The organism is Pseudoalteromonas holothuriae, from assembly GCF_945859825.1.
Taxonomy (GTDB): Bacteria; Pseudomonadota; Gammaproteobacteria; order Enterobacterales; family Alteromonadaceae; genus Pseudoalteromonas; species Pseudoalteromonas holothuriae.
This window is the reverse complement of record NZ_CAMAPC010000005.1, coordinates 156939-177474: the sequence shown is the minus strand read 5'-3', so window position 1 is coordinate 177474 and position 20536 is coordinate 156939. Positions and strand designations below refer to the sequence as shown.

Genomic DNA, 20536 nt, shown 5'->3' with positions numbered 1-20536 from the left:
AGGTTGAATATGGAGCTAAACCAAGAGATAAAAACTCTGGCGGCACAGTTGGGTGCTATTTTAACGGATAAACGTTTTACAATCACTACCGCTGAGTCATGTACTGGGGGTGGAATTAGTTATGCTTTAACTGATACTCCCGGTAGTTCAGCTTACGTTGATCGATGTTTTGTGACTTATAGCAATGATGCAAAGCAAGGGTTGCTAGGTGTCAGTGCCGATACTTTGTGCAGTCATGGCGCGGTGAGTGAGCAAACGGTGTTAGCAATGGCATTAGGTGCAGCCAAAGCCGCAAAGGCAGATATTGCCGTTGCTGTATCGGGCATTGCCGGCCCCAGTGGAGGGTCAAAAGATAAACCTGTGGGACTTGTGTGGTTTGCAGTGAATGTTCAGGGAAATGTCACATGCTATGAGCACATTTTTACTGGTGATCGCGCTTATGTTAGAGCGCAAGCTATTGCTTTTGCATTAAAAAATATAGTTTCGCTACTATAAGGTTAAAAATATACTTGATACTGTGATTCTATACAGTATACTGAGCCCATTACGCTAGATTGGAGAAGCAAATGAACGATAACAGACAAAAGGCATTAGACGCTGCACTAGGTCAGATTGAGCGTCAATTTGGCAAAGGCTCAATTATGAAATTGGGTGACAACAAGACTATGGATGTTGAAACAACATCAACAGGGTCACTCGGTTTAGATATTGCACTTGGTGCTGGTGGCTTACCATATGGTCGTATTGTAGAAATTTATGGACCAGAATCATCGGGTAAAACAACGCTGACACTAGAAGTAATTGCGCAAGCGCAACGTGACGGTAAAACATGTGCATTCGTTGATGCAGAACATGCTCTAGACCCTATTTATGCCGCCAAGCTAGGCGTAAATATTGATGAGCTTCTGGTATCTCAGCCTGACACCGGAGAGCAAGCATTAGAGATATGTGACATGCTAACTCGCTCTGGTGCCGTTGATATTATTGTTGTGGATTCTGTTGCTGCTCTTACACCAAAAGCTGAAATCGAGGGCGAAATCGGAGACTCTCATATGGGCTTAGCGGCTAGAATGATGTCGCAGAGTATGAGAAAAATAACCGGTAACCTGAAAAGATCAAACACTATGTTGATTTTTATCAACCAAATTCGTATGAAAATTGGTGTGATGTTCGGTAACCCAGAAACGACTACTGGTGGTAACGCGCTTAAGTTCTATGCTTCTGTTCGTTTAGATATTCGTCGTATTGGCTCAGTAAAAGAAGGCGATGAAGTCGTAGGTAATGAGACTCGCGTTAAGGTTGTAAAAAATAAAATTGCGCCACCATTTAAGCAGGCTGAGTTTATCATCATGTACGGCGAAGGTATTTCTAAGCACGGCGAGTTGGTTGACTTAGGTGTTAAACACAAGATTGTTGAAAAAGCAGGTGCTTGGTATAGCTACAAAGGTAGTAAAGTAGGCCAAGGCAAATCTAACTCAATTAAATTCTTAAAAGAAAACCCTGAAATTGCCAATGAAATTGAAGGCAAACTCAGAGAAATGCTGTTACTTAAGGCAACCATTAAGCCTGAAGAAGGTGAAGACCAAGGCTTAGCAGCCGGTGCAGAACTATAAGCAACTAATCGATTAAGCGTAAGAAGCCCGGCAAATTGCTGGGCTTTTTTGTTCTAAGGCGTTTTTTAGAATACGTATTTAGCAGACAGCTGTAGACGGTTTAAATCGCCGTCAATATCGGCTTCGGTATCGCGTGTGGCTATTTTATATTCAATCCCAAACGTGAGCTGCTTAATTGGTGAATAAAGTAAGTTTGCACTGTAACTTTGACTTGATTTAGTTGGGTTACCCGTAATTGCTAATAAGCTTTCATTATTATCGGCAGTGAAAAATGAATATAAAAATGTTGAGCGGAATTGGTCATTCCAATGCTGTTGGTAGCCAACAAACCCAGACGTTGAATCGATAGCATCTAAACTACCCCCATCATAAACAGCTCCATTAGCGACATTTAAACCTACATAACGGCCTAAACCTTGGCCTTGGGTCAGCATAAATTTCAGGTTATTTCTACCAAAGTTAATACGTCCTGAGGCGCTTAGTCCAAATGATGTTTGAGTCTCATTAGCAATACCCTGCTTATAGGTAAGCTGGCGCGCAAGGGTTGCTAGCGCAATGTGGCCCCAGCTGGCTTTGTGCGTATATTTTGCTGTGAAATCAGGCATGCTGGCATCATCAGTGACCACTCTTGCATTATTTTCTGTGGTAATTGTACTTTCTGGGTTTTCAGCCGAAAATGACCAACTACCAATACTGTACTTGACCATGGCTTGGCGCACAAATACGGTGCCCTCTGCAGGGCCTACAAAATCTAATGTTTCAGGTAATGCAGAGACATTTTGAAAGTTCGTCCAAGCTTGGCCAAACAACCAACCTTGATAGGTAACAAAGGCTTGTCTAAGTCGGGGGGAGTAGGAGTTGGTAACACGCTCATTTCCGCCAGAGGAGGCAATAAAATCTAATTCAATTTTGGTTTTAATTGCACTGCCATCTGCTAGTTTTGTGTTGGTGGCGAGGTTAAAACGAGATTGCCTAGCGTGCATATCAAAAACTGCATCGTCAGAGCTTGTCGCTGTAACAGGTGTTGTACCTGGCACATAAAAATCTCGGCCGATATTACCGCTGCCTAAACTACCGTCAGAGAAATCACTCCAGATTGCATCTAGTTTGACGTAACCACCGTAATTAATGTCTGTTTGGCCGATAGAGGCTGCAAAAACGGGTGTTGTTAACGCACCTAATATGCTTGCAGTAATGATTGTTTTTTTTGTGTAAGTTAATGTTGTCATAATCGTTTTTCCTTTGCAGCGACTTGTCATGAATATGGAGTCGCCTGATAAAAGCGTTAATGTTCACTTTTGATGAAGGGTGGCGATTACTCAATTATCTATTGGTCTATACGACTAAGGTGGCATCGGATACTCATGTATGAATGAATAAAATATTTATTTTTAGCAGGGTTTTTTTCTAATAACTTGAAAAGTAATGATTTTAATTTAATTTATTTAGCGTGGGAAAAATTAATTTGGTACAGCCAAGCACTTGAGATAATTTCATATAACAAGAATGCATGACATGCTTCTACAACTAAGGTCTAATACTTTCACGGCCTTGGCTGAGTGATCCTTGGACAAAGCCTTATGGCAAGCAAATAAAAATGGAGATGACTATGTCACAGAGCATTTATCCTGTTCCTGAAACTATTAAGAACAATGCACTCATTGATAACGATAAATATAATACGCTATATAAGCAGTCAATTGAGGATCCACAAGGTTTTTGGGCTGAGCATGGGCAACGCCTTGATTGGTCAAAGCCATATACAAAAGTAAAAAATACCTCTTTTGACAAAGGGCATATAAGTATAAAGTGGTTTGAAGATGGCCAGCTTAATGCGTCTTATAACTGTATTGACCGACATCTTAAAGATAAAGCAGATAAAGTGGCGCTGATCTGGGAGGGTGACAACCCAGCACAAAGTGAACATATTACCTATCAACAATTACATGATGAAGTGGCCAAACTGGCAAATGGTTTGAAAAAACTGGGTGTTAGTAAAGGCGATCGAGTTGCTATCTACATGCCAATGACACCGCAAGCCGTGTACGCTATGCAAGCATGTGCACGAATTGGTGCAACGCATTCAGTGGTATTTGGTGGTTTTTCACCTTCGGCGATAGCTGATCGCATCAAAGACTCAGGTGCGAAGGTTGTGATCACCTCAGATGAGGGCCGTCGTGGTGGCAATTGTGTACCACTCAAAGCCAATGTTGATGAAGCCGTTTCGCAACCGGGCGTTAATATTGACCATGTTGTAGTACATCAATTGACTGGTGGTGAAGTAGATTGGCAATCACATGATGTGTGGTGGCATGAGTTAGTCGCTGATGTTGATGCGAAATGCCCGCCAACTCCTATGGACGCTGAAGACCCTTTGTTTATTTTATATACCTCAGGGTCAACTGGGCAGCCAAAAGGCGTTGTGCATAGCACAGGAGGTTACCTTGTTTATGCTGCGATGACACATGAGTATGTATTTGATTTAAAAGACGACGATGTTTATTGGTGTAGTGCAGATGTTGGTTGGATAACAGGTCACAGTTATATTGCTTATGGCCCACTTGCCAATGGTTGCACGCAGGTTATTTTTGAAGGTGTACCTACCTACCCAAGTGCAGGCCGTATTGGTGAAATCGTTGATAAACACAATGTCACTATTTTGTATACAGCCCCCACCGCAATTCGTGCACTGATGGCCAAAGGTGACGAACCTACGGCAACATCTAAACGCACTAGCTTACGTATTCTGGGCTCTGTGGGTGAACCAATTAACCCCGAAGCTTGGACTTGGTATTATGAGAAGATAGGCAATGGCCAATGTCCAATTGTTGATACTTGGTGGCAAACAGAAACGGGCGGTATCATGATCACGCCTCTACCGGGTGCAATTGATATGAAGCCGGGTTCTGCGACCAGACCTTTCTTTGGTATTTCGCCAGCGCTATTTGATGCCGAGGGTAATAATTTACAGGGCGCGACGGAAGGAAACTTAGTTATTTTAGACAGTTGGCCTTCGCAAGCTCGCACGGTTTATGGCGATCATGAGCGCTTTGAGCAAACGTATTTTTCTGCCTACCCAGGAGTGTACTTTACAGGTGATGGGTGCCGCCGTGATGAAGATGGCTACTACTGGATCACCGGTCGAGTGGATGATGTGCTTAATGTATCTGGGCACCGTTTAGGCACTGCTGAAATTGAAAGCGCGCTGGTAGCCCATGAATCGGTTGCTGAGGCAGCGGTGGTTGGCTATCCACATGACATTAAAGGGCAAGGTATTTATGTCTACATTACCCCAAATGAAGGTGTCACCGTCACTGAAGCGCTGACTAAAGAAGTTAGAAATTGGGTGCGAAAAGAGTTAAGCCCAATTGCATCGCCAGATATGATCCAATGGTCACCAGGTTTGCCTAAAACACGTTCAGGTAAAATTATGCGTCGTATTTTACGCAAAATTGCAGCTAACGAGTATCAACAGTTAGGTGATACCTCTACTTTGGCAGATCCAAGTGTTGTGGATGAATTGATTGAAAACCGCTTAAATCGTTAATTTAACGTTAAAAGCTTGAATTTAAATAAATTCTAAACGACTATATCGGCTGCTATTGTAAAGATAGTGGCCGAATTTTTTTAGGAGTACCGTATGAACCAGTTTTTAATTGCAGACGACCACCCGTTGTTTAGGGCGGCATTAACAGGCGCATTACAAAACCAATTTGAAGCGCTCACTGTATTTGAAGCTGATACTTTTGATGCCACACTAGCAATACTCTCAGAGCAAGATGAGCTTGATTTGTTATTGCTTGATTTACACATGCCAGGAAGTGGTGATTTGTATGGCTTGATCCGTATACGTGAAGATTATCCGAGTTTACCTATTGTAGTGGTATCGGGCAGTGAAGATTTATCGGTGATCTCTAAAGTGATGGCTTATGGTGCCATGGGGTTTATTCCTAAATCATTATCACCGCAAGATATCAATCGGGCTATCAATACGGTACTTGAAGGCGATTACTGGTTACCAGAGACTATTAAAGATCAAGTTGCGAATATTGAACATGAAGATAAAGAGTTAGCACAACAGGTCGCATCTTTAACCCCGCAGCAATACAAAGTATTACAGTACTTGCACGAAGGGTTACTGAATAAACAAATAGCCTATGAATTACATATTTCAGAGGCAACGGTTAAAGCGCATATTACTGCTATTTTTAGAAAATTAGGTGTGTACAACCGTACTCAGGCGGTTTTAATTGCATCTAAATTACAACTAGAGCCCATAGAAACACACAGCTAAAAAGCGCCGTAGCGCTTTGTATTTTTTAAAAATTAACTAAATACCACGGTTTTATTGTCGTTGATAAATACTTTGTGTTCGCAAGCAAGCTGAAGTGCTTTACAAAAAACGGTTTTTTCAATATCACGGCCTATTTTGGCCATCGCTTCTGCATCATTGGCATGGCTCACTTGCGTGACATCTTGCACAATAATAGGCCCTTCATCTAACTCATCATTCACAAAATGTGCGGTCGCACCAATGATTTTTACACCGCGTTCAAAGGCTTGATGGTAAGGCTTTGCACCAATAAAGGCCGGTAAAAATGAGTGGTGAATATTAATAATTTTTTTGCTAAAGCGTGCCACAAACTCAGGGCTTAGAATACGCATGTATTTTGCTAGGCCAACAATATCTGGTTGGTATTGTTCAATGACTTGCGCCATTTTTTCATCATGCTCTACTCGGCTTAAGCTCGTATGAGGTACACAATGAAAAGGAATACCAAAACCTGAGACTAAAGGCGCTAAGTCATTGTAATTAGCAATAACCGCTAAAACTTCAATATTCATGGCTTTTTCATATTGTTTAAGTAGTACACCGCCTAGGCAGTGCGCCTCTTTTGTAGCCAGCAGCACAACTTTGGTTTTTTCACCTTGGTGAAGCGCTACTTGCGCTCCATGTGGTAGCTGTTTGCGTAGTTGTGTTAAAAACAGCTCGTTTGGTTCACCGGTCAGCTCAGTACGCATGAAAAAGCGGGCGCCTTCGCGGTCCACAAATTCGTTATTGCGGGTAATATTTAAGTTGTGCTCAAAACATAAATTGGTAATTTTAGCTATTAGCCCAACTCCGTCTGTGCACTGCGTGGTAAGTATGTAGTTCATTTTCCTCATTCCTATACAAACCCTTTTAAAAGGGGGTTTAGCATACTAGCAACCCTGACTGGTTTGGTTAACCCTAAATTGCGAAATAATGGATATTTTTGTTTTTTTAGCGGTTGCTAAATAAAGTTATGAATGTTGATTAAGCAAAGTAGAGGCGCAGTCAAATAGGAAATGAAGATTAAAAAAGCCACATGGGTGGCTTTTATGTTTAGCTAGCCACCGAAAAGAGGGGCTGTTTGTTGCTGAGGAAGTGCAGGACCGCCGCCAGGACCGCCATGACCTCCGGTAATGAGTTTTAGTAGCTCTGGATTAACAATTTTCATCATGGATAAATTTCTCCCTAAACTCCGCTCTAAACGCATAGCTTAGCAGAGCTAAGCAGACCATAATCTTTACTAAGACGACGGTATTGTCTCTGATATATAACTTTATAGGTGCATTACTTAAAAAACTATACTTATACAGTAACACTTCAATCCAAGTCACAAAATTAACAATACAAGCCAAAAAAACAAAACATATTATTCCCGCCTCTTGTGGTACAAAGCGATGCGTTTTGAGCACATTATTAAAATATTCATATCCCGTCTTGCTATATAACCACATGGCAAGACGTTTACGATATACAATAGGTAGCAAAAACACAAGGCTGATAAATACGCAGTAAATATAAAAATGGGTGTTCCATTGCATTACCGTGTCTGTCATGGCCAAACCAAATATTTCAACTACGAGACAAGATATAAAAAACCAACGGGCGCTTGCTACCTTCCAAGCCATGATGAGTCCAAAAAGTACGCAGATTATCGGTGCGTAATCAATTAAAATGTAAATACTCATTAGTTCGTGTCCTTCTCGTCTGAGTTGTCGGTGTCTTTTGACTTAGCGTCTTTGGTTTGTGAAAAGTTAAAGTAGGTACCTGTAAGATCTTTGCCAAAAATAAGAAATAACTCAAATAACTGTGCAAAGCTCATATCGGTTTTACCCGACTCGTAATTACTGATACTGGCTTGGTCAACATTGAGTTTGCGTGCTAAATCGGCCTGTGACCAGCCTTTTTCTCGCCGAAGTATGCGTATTGACGCTTGTACTTCTGCTTTGAAGCCATCAACCTTTTTCTGCCGTGTATGGGTATTGTTCTTCATTAATAGCGCGCTCCCTCCTCTGAGCTTAAGTAACGCAAAATTAACACTGAAACACCAAGCTAACAACATAAAAATTAGCTAACAGACTGAAATTAATGATTTTATGAAAGTTTTCATCAAAAGTGGGTTGTTTTTTAATTGTTCCATATTTTTACACGAGCAGAGCTCAATAATAACAACGCAGATAGTGAGCAAATTTGCTTATCCAGAGCTAAAGTTGATGAGCTCAATGGTTAAGTAATGCTTTTAATTTTGCAGGTTTAACTGGTTTACTCAGGTAATGAATATGTAATTGTTTAGCTTGTTGCTTGAGCGATTCATCTCGCATAGCTGTAATAAGCACAGCAGGTATTGTTGCTTGCCAAATACTCCGCAAAGTTTGAATGAGCGTAATGCCATCCCAATCTTCACTTAGTTGATAATCCATTAAAATAATATCTGGTGCAGTGTGGTGTTGGGCATACTCAATTGCTGGTGTTGCACCATTAAAGAGTTGAGCATGCATCTGCCATTTACTTAATAAGCTGCTCATGGCTTGTAGATTTTTAGGGTCATCATCGACGACGAGTATTTTAATTTGGGTGTTTTTTTCGTGGTCTGTCGTTTTAGGTGTGTGCATTGTTTTATGCTCTGCTAGTTGTGCATTACCAAACGGGATTGTGATACTAAAGCAACTCCCTTTACCTACATGAGATGTCACTTCCAGCTCAAGACTTAATAAATCACACAGCCGTTTTACCACACCCAAACCCAGACCAACGCCTTTATTATCATTACTATGAACGCGGTAGAAATCGTTAAACACCTTATTGAGTTGGTACTCACTAATGCCGGGCCCGGTATCCCACACTTGCAGTCTAAGGCTGTGTTTTCGGTTACGACAAGCGATGAGTACTTTGCCATGTTCGGTGTATTTAACGGCATTAGACACTAAATTTTGAATAATACGTCTTAGGTAAGTGGTATCACTATGCACAATGGCATGGTTACTACGAACTTTTAATTGTAAGCCCTTTTCACTTGATAAGATGGCATATTCATTAGCCAATGGACTGAGAATATCATCAATACAAAAATGTCTTGGCGTTGGTTTCATTGCTCCTTGCTCTAATTTGGCGATATCTAACAAAGAAGACATGAGGTGTACGGTTGAGTCCAAACTATCAGAAAGCTTGTCAAAATTGCCTTGGTCTTGATTATTAAGCTGCTTTTCATTAATCGCTGCCAGATATAGACGGGCGGCATTGAGTGGCTGCAAAATGTCATGGCTTGCCAAAGCTAAAAACCGAGTTTTACTATCGTTAGCTTGCTCCGCTTCTTTTTTTGCCGCCATTAATGCATGCTCGGTTTCTACCCGAGAGGCTATTTGTGCTTGCAGGTCAGTATTAATGGTACGAATTTGTTGTGTGCGCGCTTCAATGCGATTTTCTAAATCCATGTTTATTTCTTCCAGCGCATTTTGTGTGGCAATGTGCATGGTAATGTCAGAAAAACTGGTCACAAACCCACCTTCAGGTAAAGGGTTGCCACGCATTTCATATACTTGGCCATCACGACGGTGGCGAATAAAGTGGTGTGGTGTACCATTGCGCAAGTGTTGTACACGCTTCTCAACTAAACGCTCAATGCCGCCGGGGCCACATTCACCGCGTTGTGCATTAAAGCGGATCACTTTTTTGATGGGTAAGCCAACTTCCAAAAAACCATCTGGATAGCTGAACATTTCACTATAACGTTTATTCCATGCTACCAAGTTAAGGTCTTTATCAACAACAGAAATGCCATGGCTGAGGTTTTCTAATGAGGTATAGAGCAAGTTTTGATTAAACTGTAGGGCTTGGGTGGTTTCATCAAAGAAATTAACCACCTCTTCAAAGGCCATTTGTTTACCCGATGCCACAGTATGAATAAGTGCTTGTGCCGAGGATGCACCAAGCACACCTGTTAGTGCTCGCTCACAATAGGCAATAAATTGCGCATCAGGGTGGGCATTATTATCTTCAATGTTCTTGCCTTGTGCATATTGACTGAGCAGTTGGCCTGAACGTTGAATACCTAAAAATGTTTGTAAGAGCACTTTAAAGTCGTACACACTGGCTTTAATGTTTTTATCCAGCCGTTTAGAAAAGCGTGATTGTTCTTTAGGGTAAACAAATGCTGCAGCCTGAATTTTATCAATTAAGCGCTCATGCGCTGCCAATGAAAAGCTAATGTAACAGGCAATATTTGCTAGCAGAGCAATGAGTGTGCCGCGTGTGATAATACTTTGCCTAAACTCATACTCAAGCGCAGACCCTGTGCCTACTACAGGTAACATTAAAAATAACGCCCAGCAAGTAAACCCAGCTAATAAACCTGCATATACACCGTAGGCATGGCCTTTGCGCCAATACAATCCGCCAACAATCGCTGGGAGTAATTGTGTGACCAAAGAAAACGCCACGAGTCCCATGTTAGCGAGTGCCTCTCCATGCCCAAACCATTGCTGATATAGGTACGCTAAAAGCAATATCGCGGCAATGGTTAAGCGACGGATCATTAAAATAGGGGTTTTGTAGTTACGCGTTAGTGCGCTGCGCTTTAGTTTTTGTTTCAATAATAATGGCAACACTACATCGTTAGAGAGCATCGTGCTTAATGTTAAAGTGGCGACAACAATCATAGCGGTAGCAGCGGATAAACCGCCAATAAACACAAAGGTTGTGATGATGGGATGGTTTTGCATCAAAGGCAGCGCTAGAACAAAGCTATCAGCCGCGATGTTACTGCCAATTTGAGGGTGTATGGCGGCCGTGGTAATGGGAATGATCATGGCAGCGGTAAGTAATAAATACAGTGGGAAAGCCCAACGAGCCGTATTTAAGTGGCGGTGATTTTGGTTATCGACGACGGTTACATGAAATTGGCGAGGTAAACAAATAATGGCAGCTGCAGCCATCAATGTTTGCCCTATAAAGTTAAAATTAAAAATATCAAAGTTAAACCAGTGTTCAAAGTTTATTTCACTCTCTTGTGGTAATTGTATTAGAGCAATGATAGCCAGTAATGCAACAGCACCTAATGCTAAAAATTTAATAATTGATTCAAAGGCTACAGCCAGCATTAAACCAGAACGGTATTCAGTGACATCTACTTTTCGAGTGCCAAAAAAGATAGCAAACAAAGCCATAGTGAGTGTGCCAGTTAAAGCGAGTACATTGCCTGAAAGCTGCTCATCTTGCTGTAGTAACAAAAAACTACTGCTTAACGCTTTAAGCTGTAGTGCGATATAGGGAATGGTTGCGAGTAGCGCAATCATGGTGACCATCACGGCTGTGGTTTGGCGTTTGCCATAACGAGCGGAAATAAAGTCTGCAATGGTGGTAATATTTTGTTTTTTACTGACCAATAATAGCTTACGTAAAAAACCATGACCAAATAAAAACAGTAGCGCTGGACCCAATAAAATAGGTAAGTAATGCCAACTGCTCTGGGCTGCGGTGCCGACTGAGCCGTAGTAGGTCCAAGAAGTACAGTAAATGCCTAATGAAAACGCATACACAAATGGATGGTGGGTAATACGCATCGCCAGTGGTGTGGTTTTATCTCCCCAATTTGCTAGCCAAAACAATACGCCAATGTAACTGAGGGCTACGAGGATGAGAGCTACGGTCATTGTTCTTCTTATTCCATTTTGGATACTTTACCTTATCATAATTTTGTTTTGTGTTTGTAGGGTGATAAAAATATTAGGATATATAACCTTATGTTATTTATAGATATCCACCAAGTCAGCAATGCATTGAGACTAATGTCGTATAAGCGTCATATTTCATCTTATTTTGTCAGTATATTACTCTGAATTAAATTAAGCTTTTGTTATAAAACACTTTTTTATTCTATTAATTTCTTTCAAGGTGCAGTTTACGTAAAGGTAAACCCATTGCTACGACTAAGGTCTCAATTTCTTCTTGCACACCCATTGCTAAGGTAAATGATGACAATTAACACCAACACTGCTCGTAACTGAGTAAGTGATAGGGGATAAAAAATGGCTTTTAAAGATGAACAACAAGCAAAAGCATACTGGTCAGAAAATCTCAGTTTAATGTTTAAACTGTTGGCAATTTGGTTTGTCGTGTCGTTTGGTTTTGGCATTTTACTGGTTGATGTGCTGAACGAAGTACGCTTTTTTGGTTTTAAGTTAGGTTTTTGGTTTTCACAACAAGGCGCAATCTACACCTTTGTGGCTTTGATTTTTGTCTACGTGTTCAAAATGAATGCATTAGATAAAAAGTATGGCGTAGACGAATAAGGGATAAAACGATGGATGTACAAACTCTCACATTTATTATTGTAGGTTTAAGCTTTGCGCTTTATATCGGTATTGCGATATGGGCAAGAGCAGGGTCAACACAAGAATTTTACGTAGCAGGTGGCGGTGTGCCTCCCTTTGCTAATGGTATGGCTACAGCAGCAGATTGGATGAGTGCAGCCTCGTTTATTTCTATGGCGGGTATCATTTCATTTGCAGGTTATGATGGAGGCGTATATTTAATGGGCTGGACGGGGGGCTATGTATTGCTGGCACTGTGTCTTGCCCCTTATTTACGTAAGTTCGGTAAATTTACCGTGCCGGATTTTATCGGCGATCGGTATTACTCGCAGGTTGCACGGGTTGTGGCAATTTTATGTGCGATATTTATTTGTTTTACCTATATTGCAGGTCAAATGCGCGGTGTTGGTGTGGTGTTTTCTCGTTTCCTTGAAGTTGATATTGAGACCGGGGTATACATCGGCATGGTGATTGTATTTTTCTACGCCGTATTAGGTGGCATGAAGGGCATCACATATACACAGGTTGCACAATATTGCGTGTTAGTCTTTGCCTACCTTGTACCTGCTATTTTTATCTCTTTGATGATGACAGGGCACTTACTTCCACAAACTGGATTCGGTGGCACGCTTGCGGATGGCTCTGGCGTTTATGTGCTCGATAAACTCGATGGCCTAAGTGCCGAGTTGGGGTTTGCTCAATACACTGAAGGCTCAAAAAGTATGATAGACGTGTTTGCTATTACGGCAGCCCTGATGGTTGGTACAGCTGGCTTACCACATGTTATTGTGCGCTTTTTTACCGTACCGCGTGTAAAAGATACCCGCATTTCAGCAGCGTGGACATTAGTATTTATTGCCATTGTGTACACGACAGCACCCGCTGTTGCATCATTTGCACGGGTAAACATGATTGATACTATCAATGGCAAAGATGGCAGTGGCACTGTCTATGCTGAAGCACCAACTTGGGTAAAAAATTGGGAAAGAACAGGTCTTATCGTTTTTGAAGATAAAAACAATGATGGCAAAATGTTCTACTCTGCAGGCAAAATTAGCGACCCAGCAAGTGCGAATGAAGTACAAATTGACAGGGATATTATGGTGCTTGCAAACCCTGAAATAGCAGACTTACCAGCATGGGTGATTGCATTGGTTGCCGCCGGTGGTATTGCCGCTGCATTATCAACCACTGCGGGCTTATTGTTAGTTATTTCAACCTCTGTATCACATGATTTACTCAAACGAACCCTTAAACCCGATATAAGTGACAAGCAAGAGTTATTAGCTGCACGACTCGCAGCTATGGTCGCGATTGTGATTTCTGCATACTTTGGTATTAATCCACCAGGATTTGTAGCCTCCGTGGTGGCATTTGCCTTTGGCTTAGCGGCGGCAAGTTTCTTCCCTGCTATTATTATGGGGATCTTCTCTAAAACGATGAATAAAGAAGGTGCTATTGCAGGTATGGTGACTGGTATCACCTTTACTGCAGCGTACATTATTTATTTTAAATTTGTGAGTCCAGAGCTAAATACCCCAGCCAACTGGTTATTTGGCATATCTCCTGAAGGGATTGGCATTGTGGGTATGGTAGTAAATTTTGCAGTTGCTGCTGCGGTACTCAAATTAACCGGACAGACACCTGTTGAGGTGCAAAATATGGTTGAGAGCATTCGCAACCCAAAAGGTTCAAATGCGGCCCAAACACATTAAGTTTATAGATGTGTAACAAGGATAACCCAGCCCTTTGGGCTGGGTTTTTAGTGTCAGGATCTTATGCTGCACACGCGAATGATTGAAGGAGTGTCATATGACCCCAGAAATAGCAGAGGTTAAACAGTTTGTTGTTAAACAAATGCCTTTTAGCCAGTTGCCTGATGCTGCCAGTTACTTCTTTGCTACTCACCTAGAAGTGATTTACTTAACGCAGCATAATCAGCACCAATGGCTACGAGATACTCAGTTAAACTTATACTTAGTGCGCTCTGGTAGCTTTGATTTACTCTGTGCACGTGGTGAAATTGTTATGCGCTTAGCTGAAGGAGATTATTTCGGTTATCCATCATTATTAACAGGGGAAGCGATTAAAAGCCAATTAAGAGTAACCGCCCCAGGTTTAGTGTATGTGCTAAAAGCCGCTGACTTCGATTTTTTGCGCGCTGAGTACAAGCAATTTGAACAGTACTTTGTCAAAGCACATACAAATCGATTGTTGTCTGTGCATTATAAGCAAATACGTGATAGCTGGTCTGAAAAAAAAGTGAGTGAAGTTATGCACAAAGGTGCTGTTACTTTACCTCCTTGTGCGAGTATTTATGAGGCTGCAAAAACTATGAGTGAGCATAGCGTATCCTCTGTTATTGTAAGTGATAATAACAAGTTGCTAGGTGTGGTTACTGATAAAGACTTACGAAATCGCGTTTTGGCAAAGGCAATAGACCCAGCAAAACCTCTTTCTTGTATCATGACGAAGTCTCCCAAATACATATTTGAGCACAACCGGGTTTTTTCAGCTCTTCACTTGATGCTTAAGCACAATATTCATCATTTGCCGGTGTTAAATGAACATCTTGTGCCTTTGGGTATGCTCACAAGTACTGATTTATTGCGGCAACAAAAAAGTGATCCTGTGCAATTAATTGCAAAAATACATAAAGCACAAAGTGTTGCACAGTTAAAGCTATTAGCGTCTCAAGTCCCATTATTATTAAAAAGCTTTGCTAATAATATTGATGATATGTCATTGCTTGGTAAGTTACTCAGTAGCCTTAGTGATGCATTAACATCACGTTTAATCGTGCTTTATCAGCAACGCCATGGCCCAGCACCATGTAAATTTAGCTGGATCTGTTTTGGCTCTCAAGCTAGAGAAGAACAAACATTGCACTCTGACCAAGACAACGGCTTACTGCTTTTTGATGAAATAACAGATGAGCAGAAACGATATTTTGCAGGTATGGGAGAGTTTGTTTGTGCGCATCTTGCACAATGTGGTATTCGTACATGTCCAGGTAATATTATGGCCAGCAATGAGGCATGTCGAGGGACAATATCGCAGTGGCTTACGCGTTTTGAAACATGGTTACATGCCCCAACGCCCAAGGCTATGCTCAATTGTAAGATTTATTTTGATATGCGTTTTATTGATGGTGCAGACTCTCTTTATAGTGAGTTTGCGACAAAACTTACCAAGTTAGTGAAGAATGATTTGTTTTTTGCAGCAATGGCGAGCGATATCAATACCAATTCGGTGCCTCTTGGATTGTTTCAACAATTTAAATTAGAAAAAGATCAACAGCAGCATAAGTTTTTGGATTTAAAGCGCAGAGGCGTTGTGATAATTAATGATATTGTGCGGCTATATGCGCTAAAAGCGCGCATTTATAAAGCGAATACACAGGAGCGCTTGGAAGCATTGCTTGATTCACAGCAGTTGAGTAAAAAAGATATTTATGACTTAAAAGATTGCTGGCGTTTTCTCACTCAATTGCGTTTAAAAACACAGTTAGAAAGTGAACCGTTACCTGAAAATTGTATTAATCCAGAGTGTTTAACATCACTTGAAAAACATCAATTAAAAGAAGCATTCCATCTAATTAAACAAGCCCAACAGGCATGCGCATTTAAATTTGCTCGTGGGAGTTTGTAATGATTTTGCCGTACTGGTTACAAAAAATGTATCGGCATGCAAAGTTAAAACAGTGCGATTTTAAAGCATTGCACTATGTGGCTATGGATTTAGAGCTTACCGGGTTAGATGTTAATAAATGTGAAATTGTCTCAGTCGCTTGGCTAAATTTTGATAGCCTAAACATAAGCTTACACACTGCGCAATATTATTTGAATAAGGAAGTAAAGTCATTGGCGCAAAGCCCAATTTATCATGGTATCGATGAGACAATGCTAGAACAAGGAGACAAGTTAGAAAACATTATACTGCGTTTAGCGCAAGTCGTAGAGGGGCAAGTGTTAGTGTGCCATAACGCGGTGCTTGATTGGGCATTTATCAAAAACGCGAGTAATGTCATTGGTGTTGAAATCAAGCCCAGAGCAATTTTAGATACGATGTTGATTGAAAAGCGGCGTTTAACGTCAACAGGTCAACCAATTGCTGTGGATAGCTTAACTTTGCCGGCATGTCGAAAGCGTTATCAGCTGCCCGACTATCAGACTCATAATGCACTGGTAGATACTTTAGCCACTGCAGAATTATTGTTGGCACAAGTGAGTAGTATAAGTGCAGGAAAACGTATTAAATTAGCAGACTTAATGTAAAAAAACTTCTTATTGCCCTTACACATTGAGCCTTGGTCGATTACAATAGCGCCATCTTTGGAGCTGTGCTCCTTTAATTTTTTGCACTTAGCTGGATTTTCAATGTAATGACAATCAAACTGGCAATTAATGGTTTTGGTCGTATTGGTCGTAATATTGTACGTGCCTTGTATGAATCTGGACGTCAGAACGACATTCAAATTGTAGCGATAAATGAACTTGCAGACCCCAAAGGGGTTGCCCACCTTTTAAAGTACGATACTTCTCATGGTCGGTTTGCATTTGACGTTAGTCACCAAGCACCTTATTTAAATGTCGCAGGCGATAGTATTCAACTGTTTAGTGAAGCAGATCCAAGCTTATTACCTTGGCAAGCGCTAGATGTTGATGTGGTGTTAGAGTGTACCGGTGTATTTCATTCTCGCCAAGATGCCCAAAAACATTTAAACGCTGGTGCAAAAAAGGTACTTTTTTCTCAGCCTGCTGATGCCGATGTAGATGCCACTATCGTATATGGCATTAATGAAGAAGAACTCGCTTCGTCACACACCATTGTGTCTAATGGCTCATGCACAACTAATTGTATCGTGCCGGTTATTAAAGTACTGGATGATGCATTTGGCATTGAATCAGGCGCTATAACGACCATTCACGCTTCCATGAATGATCAACAAGTTATTGATGCGTATCATAGTGATTTGCGTCGAACACGTGCCGCAAGCCAATCAATTATTCCTGTAGATACCAAATTAGCGCGTGGAATAGAACGCATTTTGCCTAAGTTTCATAGTCGATTTGAGGCAATTGCTGTGCGAGTTCCTACTATTAATGTGACAGCGATGGACCTGAGTGTGACGCTGAACCAAGATGTTGATTTGGTTAAGGTCAATGAGGTACTGAGCAAGGCAGCATCGGGCCGTTTAGAAGGCATATTAAGTTATACCGAAGAGCCATTAGTCTCGGTTGATTTTAATCATGACCCACATTCTTGTATTATTGATGGTACGCAAACACGCGTTAGTCATAAACGACTAGTAAAATTGTTGGTGTGGTGCGACAACGAGTGGGGATTTGCCAATCGTATGCTTGACACCGCGGTCGCAATGCTCGCTGCGAAATAATTTATTTGAATAATGAAGTATCGTTTATAAAGGAGATGGTCCATGTCAGTCATTAAAATGGCAGATTTAGATTTAAGTGGTAAACGCGTTTTAATTCGTGAAGATTTAAATGTGCCTGTTAAAGAGGGCAAAGTGACCTCCGATGCCCGTATTCGGGCGTCTTTGCCAACAATTAAGTTGGCCCTTGAAAAGGGCGCTAAAGTGATGGTGATGTCACATTTAGGTCGTCCTACAGAAGGTGAATATGACGCACAATACTCTTTGCAGCCAGTAGTCGATTATTTAAACCAAGCGTTAGAGCAAAATGTTCGTTTAGTGACTGATTATTTAAGCGGTGTTGACGTTGCCGATAATGAAGTGGTTGTTTTTGAAAATGTACGCTTTAATAAGGGTGAAAAGAAAGATGATGAGACCTTGTCTAAGCAGCTAGCCGCATTATGTGATGTATATGTAATGGATGCGTTTGGTACGGCTCACCGTGCTCAAGCATCAACACATGGTGTTGGCTTATTTGCACCGATAGCTTGTGCAGGCCCATTACTTGCTACTGAATTAGATGCTTTAGGCAAAGCGCTGGATAACCCTGCTCGCCCGTTAGTGGCGATTGTAGGTGGTTCAAAAGTCTCGACCAAACTCACCGTATTAGACTCACTTTCAAAAGTGGTTGATCAGCTAGTTGCTGGTGGCGGTATTGCCAATACATTTATTGCTTCGGCAGGTTACCCTGTTGGTAAGTCTTTGTATGAAAAAGATTTAATTGCAGAGGCTACCAAACTCACTGAAGCGGCTCGTCATAATGATGGTGATATTCCAGTACCTAGTGACGTGGTTGTGGGGTCAGAATTTTCAGAGACAGCAGTTGCAACCATCAAGAATGTAAGTGAAGTAACTGACGAGGACATGATCTTTGATATTGGTCCAGATACGGCAAATACACTGGCAAAAATTATTGAACATGCAGGGACCGTAGTTTGGAATGGCCCAGTTGGCGTCTTTGAGTTCGACCAATTTGGCAATGGTACAGAGGCAATTGCGAATGCAATTGCTAAATCAAACGCTTTTTCAATTGCAGGTGGCGGAGACACGTTAGCTGCGATTGATAAGTATGGCGTGGCAGATGATATTTCTTATATTTCTACCGGTGGTGGTGCCTTTTTAGAGTTTTTAGAAGGGAAAAAACTACCAGCAGTAGCTATGCTTGAGAAAAGAGCAAATATTTAATGTTTATGGGCCAGCTTTTGCTGGCCTTATTTGTTTATGTCACTCTCACTTAGATGTGAACAAATAACAGTGGTTTTGACCACATTTAATTTATCCCGTTCAAACAAGATGGCTCAAGCCATCGACTATTGGAGAAAGCAAAATGGCTTTAATCAGTATGCGTCAACTTCTTGATCATGCAGCAGAGCATGGTTATGGAGTGCCAGCCTTTAACGTAAATAACCAAGAGCAAATGCGCGCAATTATGGAAGCGGCGGATAAAACTAGCAGCCCTGTAATTGTTCAAGGCTCTGCGGGTGCACGTGCTTACGCTGGCGCACCATTTATACGTCATATGATCTTAGCTGCAATTGAAGAATGGCCTCACATCCCAGTGGTTATGCATCAAGATCACGGTACTTCTCCTGCGGTTTGTCAGCGTTCGATACAGCTAGGTTTCTCGTCAGTTATGATGGATGGCTCACTCCTTGATGATGGGAAAACGCCTTCAAGCTACGAGTATAATGTTGATGTGACACGCCGAACGGTTGAAATGGCTCATGCCTGTGGTGTATCGGTGGAAGGTGAGCTTGGTGTACTTGGGTCTTTAGAAACCGGAGAAGCGGGCGAAGAAGATGGCATTGGCGCAGTAGGTAAATTATCACGTGAGCAAATGCTAACGGACCCTGAAGAAGCGGCTGATTTTGTTAGCAAAACTGGTGTGGATGCATTGGCTATTGCGTGTGGTACTTCACATGGTGCCTATAAATTTACGCGCCCACCAACAGGTGATATTTTAGCGATTAATCGCATTAAAGATATCCATGCGCGTATACCTAATACGCATTTAGTTATGCATGGCTCTTCATCAGTACCACAAGACTGGTTGGCTATTATTAATGAGTATGGTGGTGAGATCCCTGAAACTTATGGTGTGCCAGTTGAGCAGATCGTAGAAGGGATCAAACATGGTGTGCGTAAAGTAAATATTGATACGGATTTACGTTTGGCATCAACGGGTGCTATTCGCCGTCATCTTGCACATAATCCTGCAAATTTCGATCCTCGTAAATTTTTAGCTGAAGCCACAAAAGCAATGACTGAAATTTGTATTGATCGTTATGAAGCATTTGGCACTGCGGGCCAAGCAGGTAAAATTAAACCTATTTCATTAGATGATATGCATTTACGTTATTTATCGGGTGAGCTCAATCCTCAGATCAAATAATAACTAAGTCTGCTATTAGTTAGGGGCTGTTGATCTTTGAGGTATGAATTTTGTTCAAATCAAAGGCTTTCAATACGCGAAATGAGCAATGCAGCATAATAGTTTATGTCAGTTGCGAATGACAAAGTAGTGGAAGCCTTTGGTTGAACCCTTTGGACAGCGCCATTCGGAGATTTTTTCAGCGTTATCACCTAGCTGACATAGAATAACTATGTGACGTAGGTTCTGCCTTGCCAAAATCCCCGAATGACTGCTGCAAAAACACACAGCAAAGATCAATAGCCCCTAATTAAAAGCCTCATTATGAGGCTTTTTTTTGGATCATTATTTTACCTTGGATCACTTTTAAAGATCAGTAAGTTACCTGATTTCGCTATTTAGGATCAGTTTTTTACCAGCTTAATGTCAATAGATCTCATTATGAGCCATTTTTATATGTTTTTTAGCTAATTTAATGGTTATAAAGGCGTTTATAGATCA

16 protein-coding genes are annotated in these 20536 nt (G+C 41.3%); 11 read left to right on the top strand and 5 right to left on the bottom strand.

What is annotated here, in order from left to right:
* Window positions 1-9 precede the first annotated feature (9 nt).
* Both OCI93_RS08740 and recA read left to right on the top strand, forming a co-directional pair.
* Complete coding sequence (locus OCI93_RS08740; RefSeq protein WP_261591983.1) at window positions 10-495, top strand: CinA family protein; 486 nt, start codon at window positions 10-12, stop codon at window positions 493-495.
* Between the two features lie 71 nt (window positions 496-566).
* Window positions 567-1613, top strand: coding sequence for a recombinase RecA (gene recA / locus OCI93_RS08735; RefSeq protein ID WP_261591984.1), 1047 nt, complete (start codon window positions 567-569; stop codon window positions 1611-1613).
* Between the two features lie 65 nt (window positions 1614-1678).
* Here recA and OCI93_RS08730 read toward each other — a convergent pair whose 3' ends face one another.
* The gene (locus tag OCI93_RS08730) at window positions 1679-2842 is read right to left on the bottom strand and encodes a DcaP family trimeric outer membrane transporter (RefSeq protein ID WP_261626220.1); all 1164 of its coding nucleotides are present in this window, start codon (window positions 2840-2842) and stop codon (window positions 1679-1681) included.
* Between the two features lie 380 nt (window positions 2843-3222).
* On the opposite strand from OCI93_RS08730, the gene acs reads away from it, so the two are divergent.
* A complete protein-coding gene (acs, locus tag OCI93_RS08725; protein WP_261626219.1) occupies window positions 3223-5160 on the top strand; it encodes an acetate--CoA ligase in 1938 nt (645 codons plus the stop codon).
* A 93-nt stretch (window positions 5161-5253) separates the two neighbouring features.
* Window positions 5254-5907 carry a response regulator transcription factor gene (locus OCI93_RS08720; RefSeq protein ID WP_261591987.1) on the top strand — a complete coding sequence of 218 codons (654 nt, stop codon included), beginning with the start codon at window positions 5254-5256 and terminating at the stop codon, window positions 5905-5907.
* 32 nt (window positions 5908-5939) lie between these two features.
* Here the strand turns inward: OCI93_RS08720 and purU are convergent, their stop codons facing one another.
* The 4 genes from purU to OCI93_RS08700 all read right to left on the bottom strand — a co-directional run bounded on the left by purU (window position 5940) and on the right by OCI93_RS08700 (window position 11570).
* On the bottom strand, window positions 5940-6770 hold the full coding sequence (gene purU, locus OCI93_RS08715; RefSeq protein WP_261626218.1) for a formyltetrahydrofolate deformylase: 831 nt from the start codon (window positions 6768-6770) through the stop codon (window positions 5940-5942).
* A gap of 309 nt (window positions 6771-7079) precedes the next feature.
* The gene (locus OCI93_RS08710) at window positions 7080-7610 is read right to left on the bottom strand and encodes a hypothetical protein (protein WP_261626217.1); all 531 of its coding nucleotides are present in this window, start codon (window positions 7608-7610) and stop codon (window positions 7080-7082) included.
* Window positions 7610-7915, bottom strand: coding sequence for a helix-turn-helix transcriptional regulator (locus OCI93_RS08705; protein ID WP_261626216.1), 306 nt, complete (start codon window positions 7913-7915; stop codon window positions 7610-7612). Before OCI93_RS08705 ends, OCI93_RS08710 begins: the two co-directional genes overlap by 1 nt.
* Window positions 7916-8141: 226 nt before the next feature.
* Window positions 8142-11570 (bottom strand): PAS domain-containing hybrid sensor histidine kinase/response regulator, encoded by a 3429-nt coding sequence (locus tag OCI93_RS08700; RefSeq protein ID WP_261626215.1) that lies wholly within the window; start codon window positions 11568-11570, stop codon window positions 8142-8144.
* Window positions 11571-11945: 375 nt separating this feature from the next.
* Here OCI93_RS08700 and OCI93_RS08695 point away from each other — a divergent pair, with 375 nt between their 5' ends.
* The 7 genes from OCI93_RS08695 (at window position 11946) to fba (ending at window position 20056) form a co-directional block, all read left to right on the top strand.
* The gene (locus OCI93_RS08695) at window positions 11946-12209 is read left to right on the top strand and encodes a DUF4212 domain-containing protein (protein ID WP_261591992.1); all 264 of its coding nucleotides are present in this window, start codon (window positions 11946-11948) and stop codon (window positions 12207-12209) included.
* A gap of 11 nt (window positions 12210-12220) precedes the next feature.
* The gene (locus OCI93_RS08690; RefSeq protein ID WP_261591993.1) at window positions 12221-13945 is read left to right on the top strand and encodes a sodium:solute symporter family protein; all 1725 of its coding nucleotides are present in this window, start codon (window positions 12221-12223) and stop codon (window positions 13943-13945) included.
* Between the two features lie 97 nt (window positions 13946-14042).
* On the top strand, window positions 14043-15881 hold the full coding sequence (locus OCI93_RS08685) for a DUF294 nucleotidyltransferase-like domain-containing protein (protein WP_261626214.1): 1839 nt from the start codon (window positions 14043-14045) through the stop codon (window positions 15879-15881).
* Entirely contained in the window at window positions 15881-16507 is a 627-nt protein-coding gene (locus OCI93_RS08680; RefSeq protein ID WP_261591995.1) for a 3'-5' exonuclease, read from the top strand. The genes OCI93_RS08685 and OCI93_RS08680 overlap by 1 nt, the downstream gene beginning before the upstream one ends.
* 107 nt (window positions 16508-16614) lie before the next feature.
* Window positions 16615-17628 carry an erythrose-4-phosphate dehydrogenase gene (epd, locus tag OCI93_RS08675; RefSeq protein WP_261591996.1) on the top strand — a complete coding sequence of 338 codons (1014 nt, stop codon included), beginning with the start codon at window positions 16615-16617 and terminating at the stop codon, window positions 17626-17628.
* 42 nt (window positions 17629-17670) lie between these two features.
* On the top strand, window positions 17671-18849 hold the full coding sequence (locus tag OCI93_RS08670; protein ID WP_261591997.1) for a phosphoglycerate kinase: 1179 nt from the start codon (window positions 17671-17673) through the stop codon (window positions 18847-18849).
* A 142-nt stretch (window positions 18850-18991) separates the two neighbouring features.
* Complete coding sequence (gene fba, locus OCI93_RS08665; protein WP_261591998.1) at window positions 18992-20056, top strand: class II fructose-bisphosphate aldolase; 1065 nt, start codon at window positions 18992-18994, stop codon at window positions 20054-20056.
* The last annotated feature ends 480 nt before the right edge of the window (window positions 20057-20536 follow it).

Excerpts from the sequence above, each read along its gene's own strand:
- OCI93_RS08740 (WP_261591983.1), top strand. The coding sequence starts at position 10 with ATGGAGCTAAACCAAGAGATAAAAACTCTGGCGGCACAGTTGGGTGCT.
- recA (WP_261591984.1), top strand. The coding sequence starts at position 567 with ATGAACGATAACAGACAAAAGGCATTAGACGCTGCACTAGGTCAGATT.
- OCI93_RS08730 (WP_261626220.1), bottom strand. The coding sequence starts at position 2,842 with ATGACAACATTAACTTACACAAAAAAAACAATCATTACTGCAAGCATA.
- acs (WP_261626219.1), top strand. The coding sequence starts at position 3,223 with ATGTCACAGAGCATTTATCCTGTTCCTGAAACTATTAAGAACAATGCA.
- OCI93_RS08720 (WP_261591987.1), top strand. The coding sequence starts at position 5,254 with ATGAACCAGTTTTTAATTGCAGACGACCACCCGTTGTTTAGGGCGGCA.
- purU (WP_261626218.1), bottom strand. The coding sequence starts at position 6,770 with ATGAACTACATACTTACCACGCAGTGCACAGACGGAGTTGGGCTAATA.
- OCI93_RS08710 (WP_261626217.1), bottom strand. The coding sequence starts at position 7,610 with ATGAGTATTTACATTTTAATTGATTACGCACCGATAATCTGCGTACTT.
- OCI93_RS08705 (WP_261626216.1), bottom strand. The coding sequence starts at position 7,915 with ATGAAGAACAATACCCATACACGGCAGAAAAAGGTTGATGGCTTCAAA.
- OCI93_RS08700 (WP_261626215.1), bottom strand. The coding sequence starts at position 11,570 with ATGACCGTAGCTCTCATCCTCGTAGCCCTCAGTTACATTGGCGTATTG.
- OCI93_RS08695 (WP_261591992.1), top strand. The coding sequence starts at position 11,946 with ATGGCTTTTAAAGATGAACAACAAGCAAAAGCATACTGGTCAGAAAAT.
- OCI93_RS08690 (WP_261591993.1), top strand. The coding sequence starts at position 12,221 with ATGGATGTACAAACTCTCACATTTATTATTGTAGGTTTAAGCTTTGCG.
- OCI93_RS08685 (WP_261626214.1), top strand. The coding sequence starts at position 14,043 with ATGACCCCAGAAATAGCAGAGGTTAAACAGTTTGTTGTTAAACAAATG.
- OCI93_RS08680 (WP_261591995.1), top strand. The coding sequence starts at position 15,881 with ATGATTTTGCCGTACTGGTTACAAAAAATGTATCGGCATGCAAAGTTA.
- epd (WP_261591996.1), top strand. The coding sequence starts at position 16,615 with ATGACAATCAAACTGGCAATTAATGGTTTTGGTCGTATTGGTCGTAAT.
- OCI93_RS08670 (WP_261591997.1), top strand. The coding sequence starts at position 17,671 with ATGTCAGTCATTAAAATGGCAGATTTAGATTTAAGTGGTAAACGCGTT.
- fba (WP_261591998.1), top strand. The coding sequence starts at position 18,992 with ATGGCTTTAATCAGTATGCGTCAACTTCTTGATCATGCAGCAGAGCAT.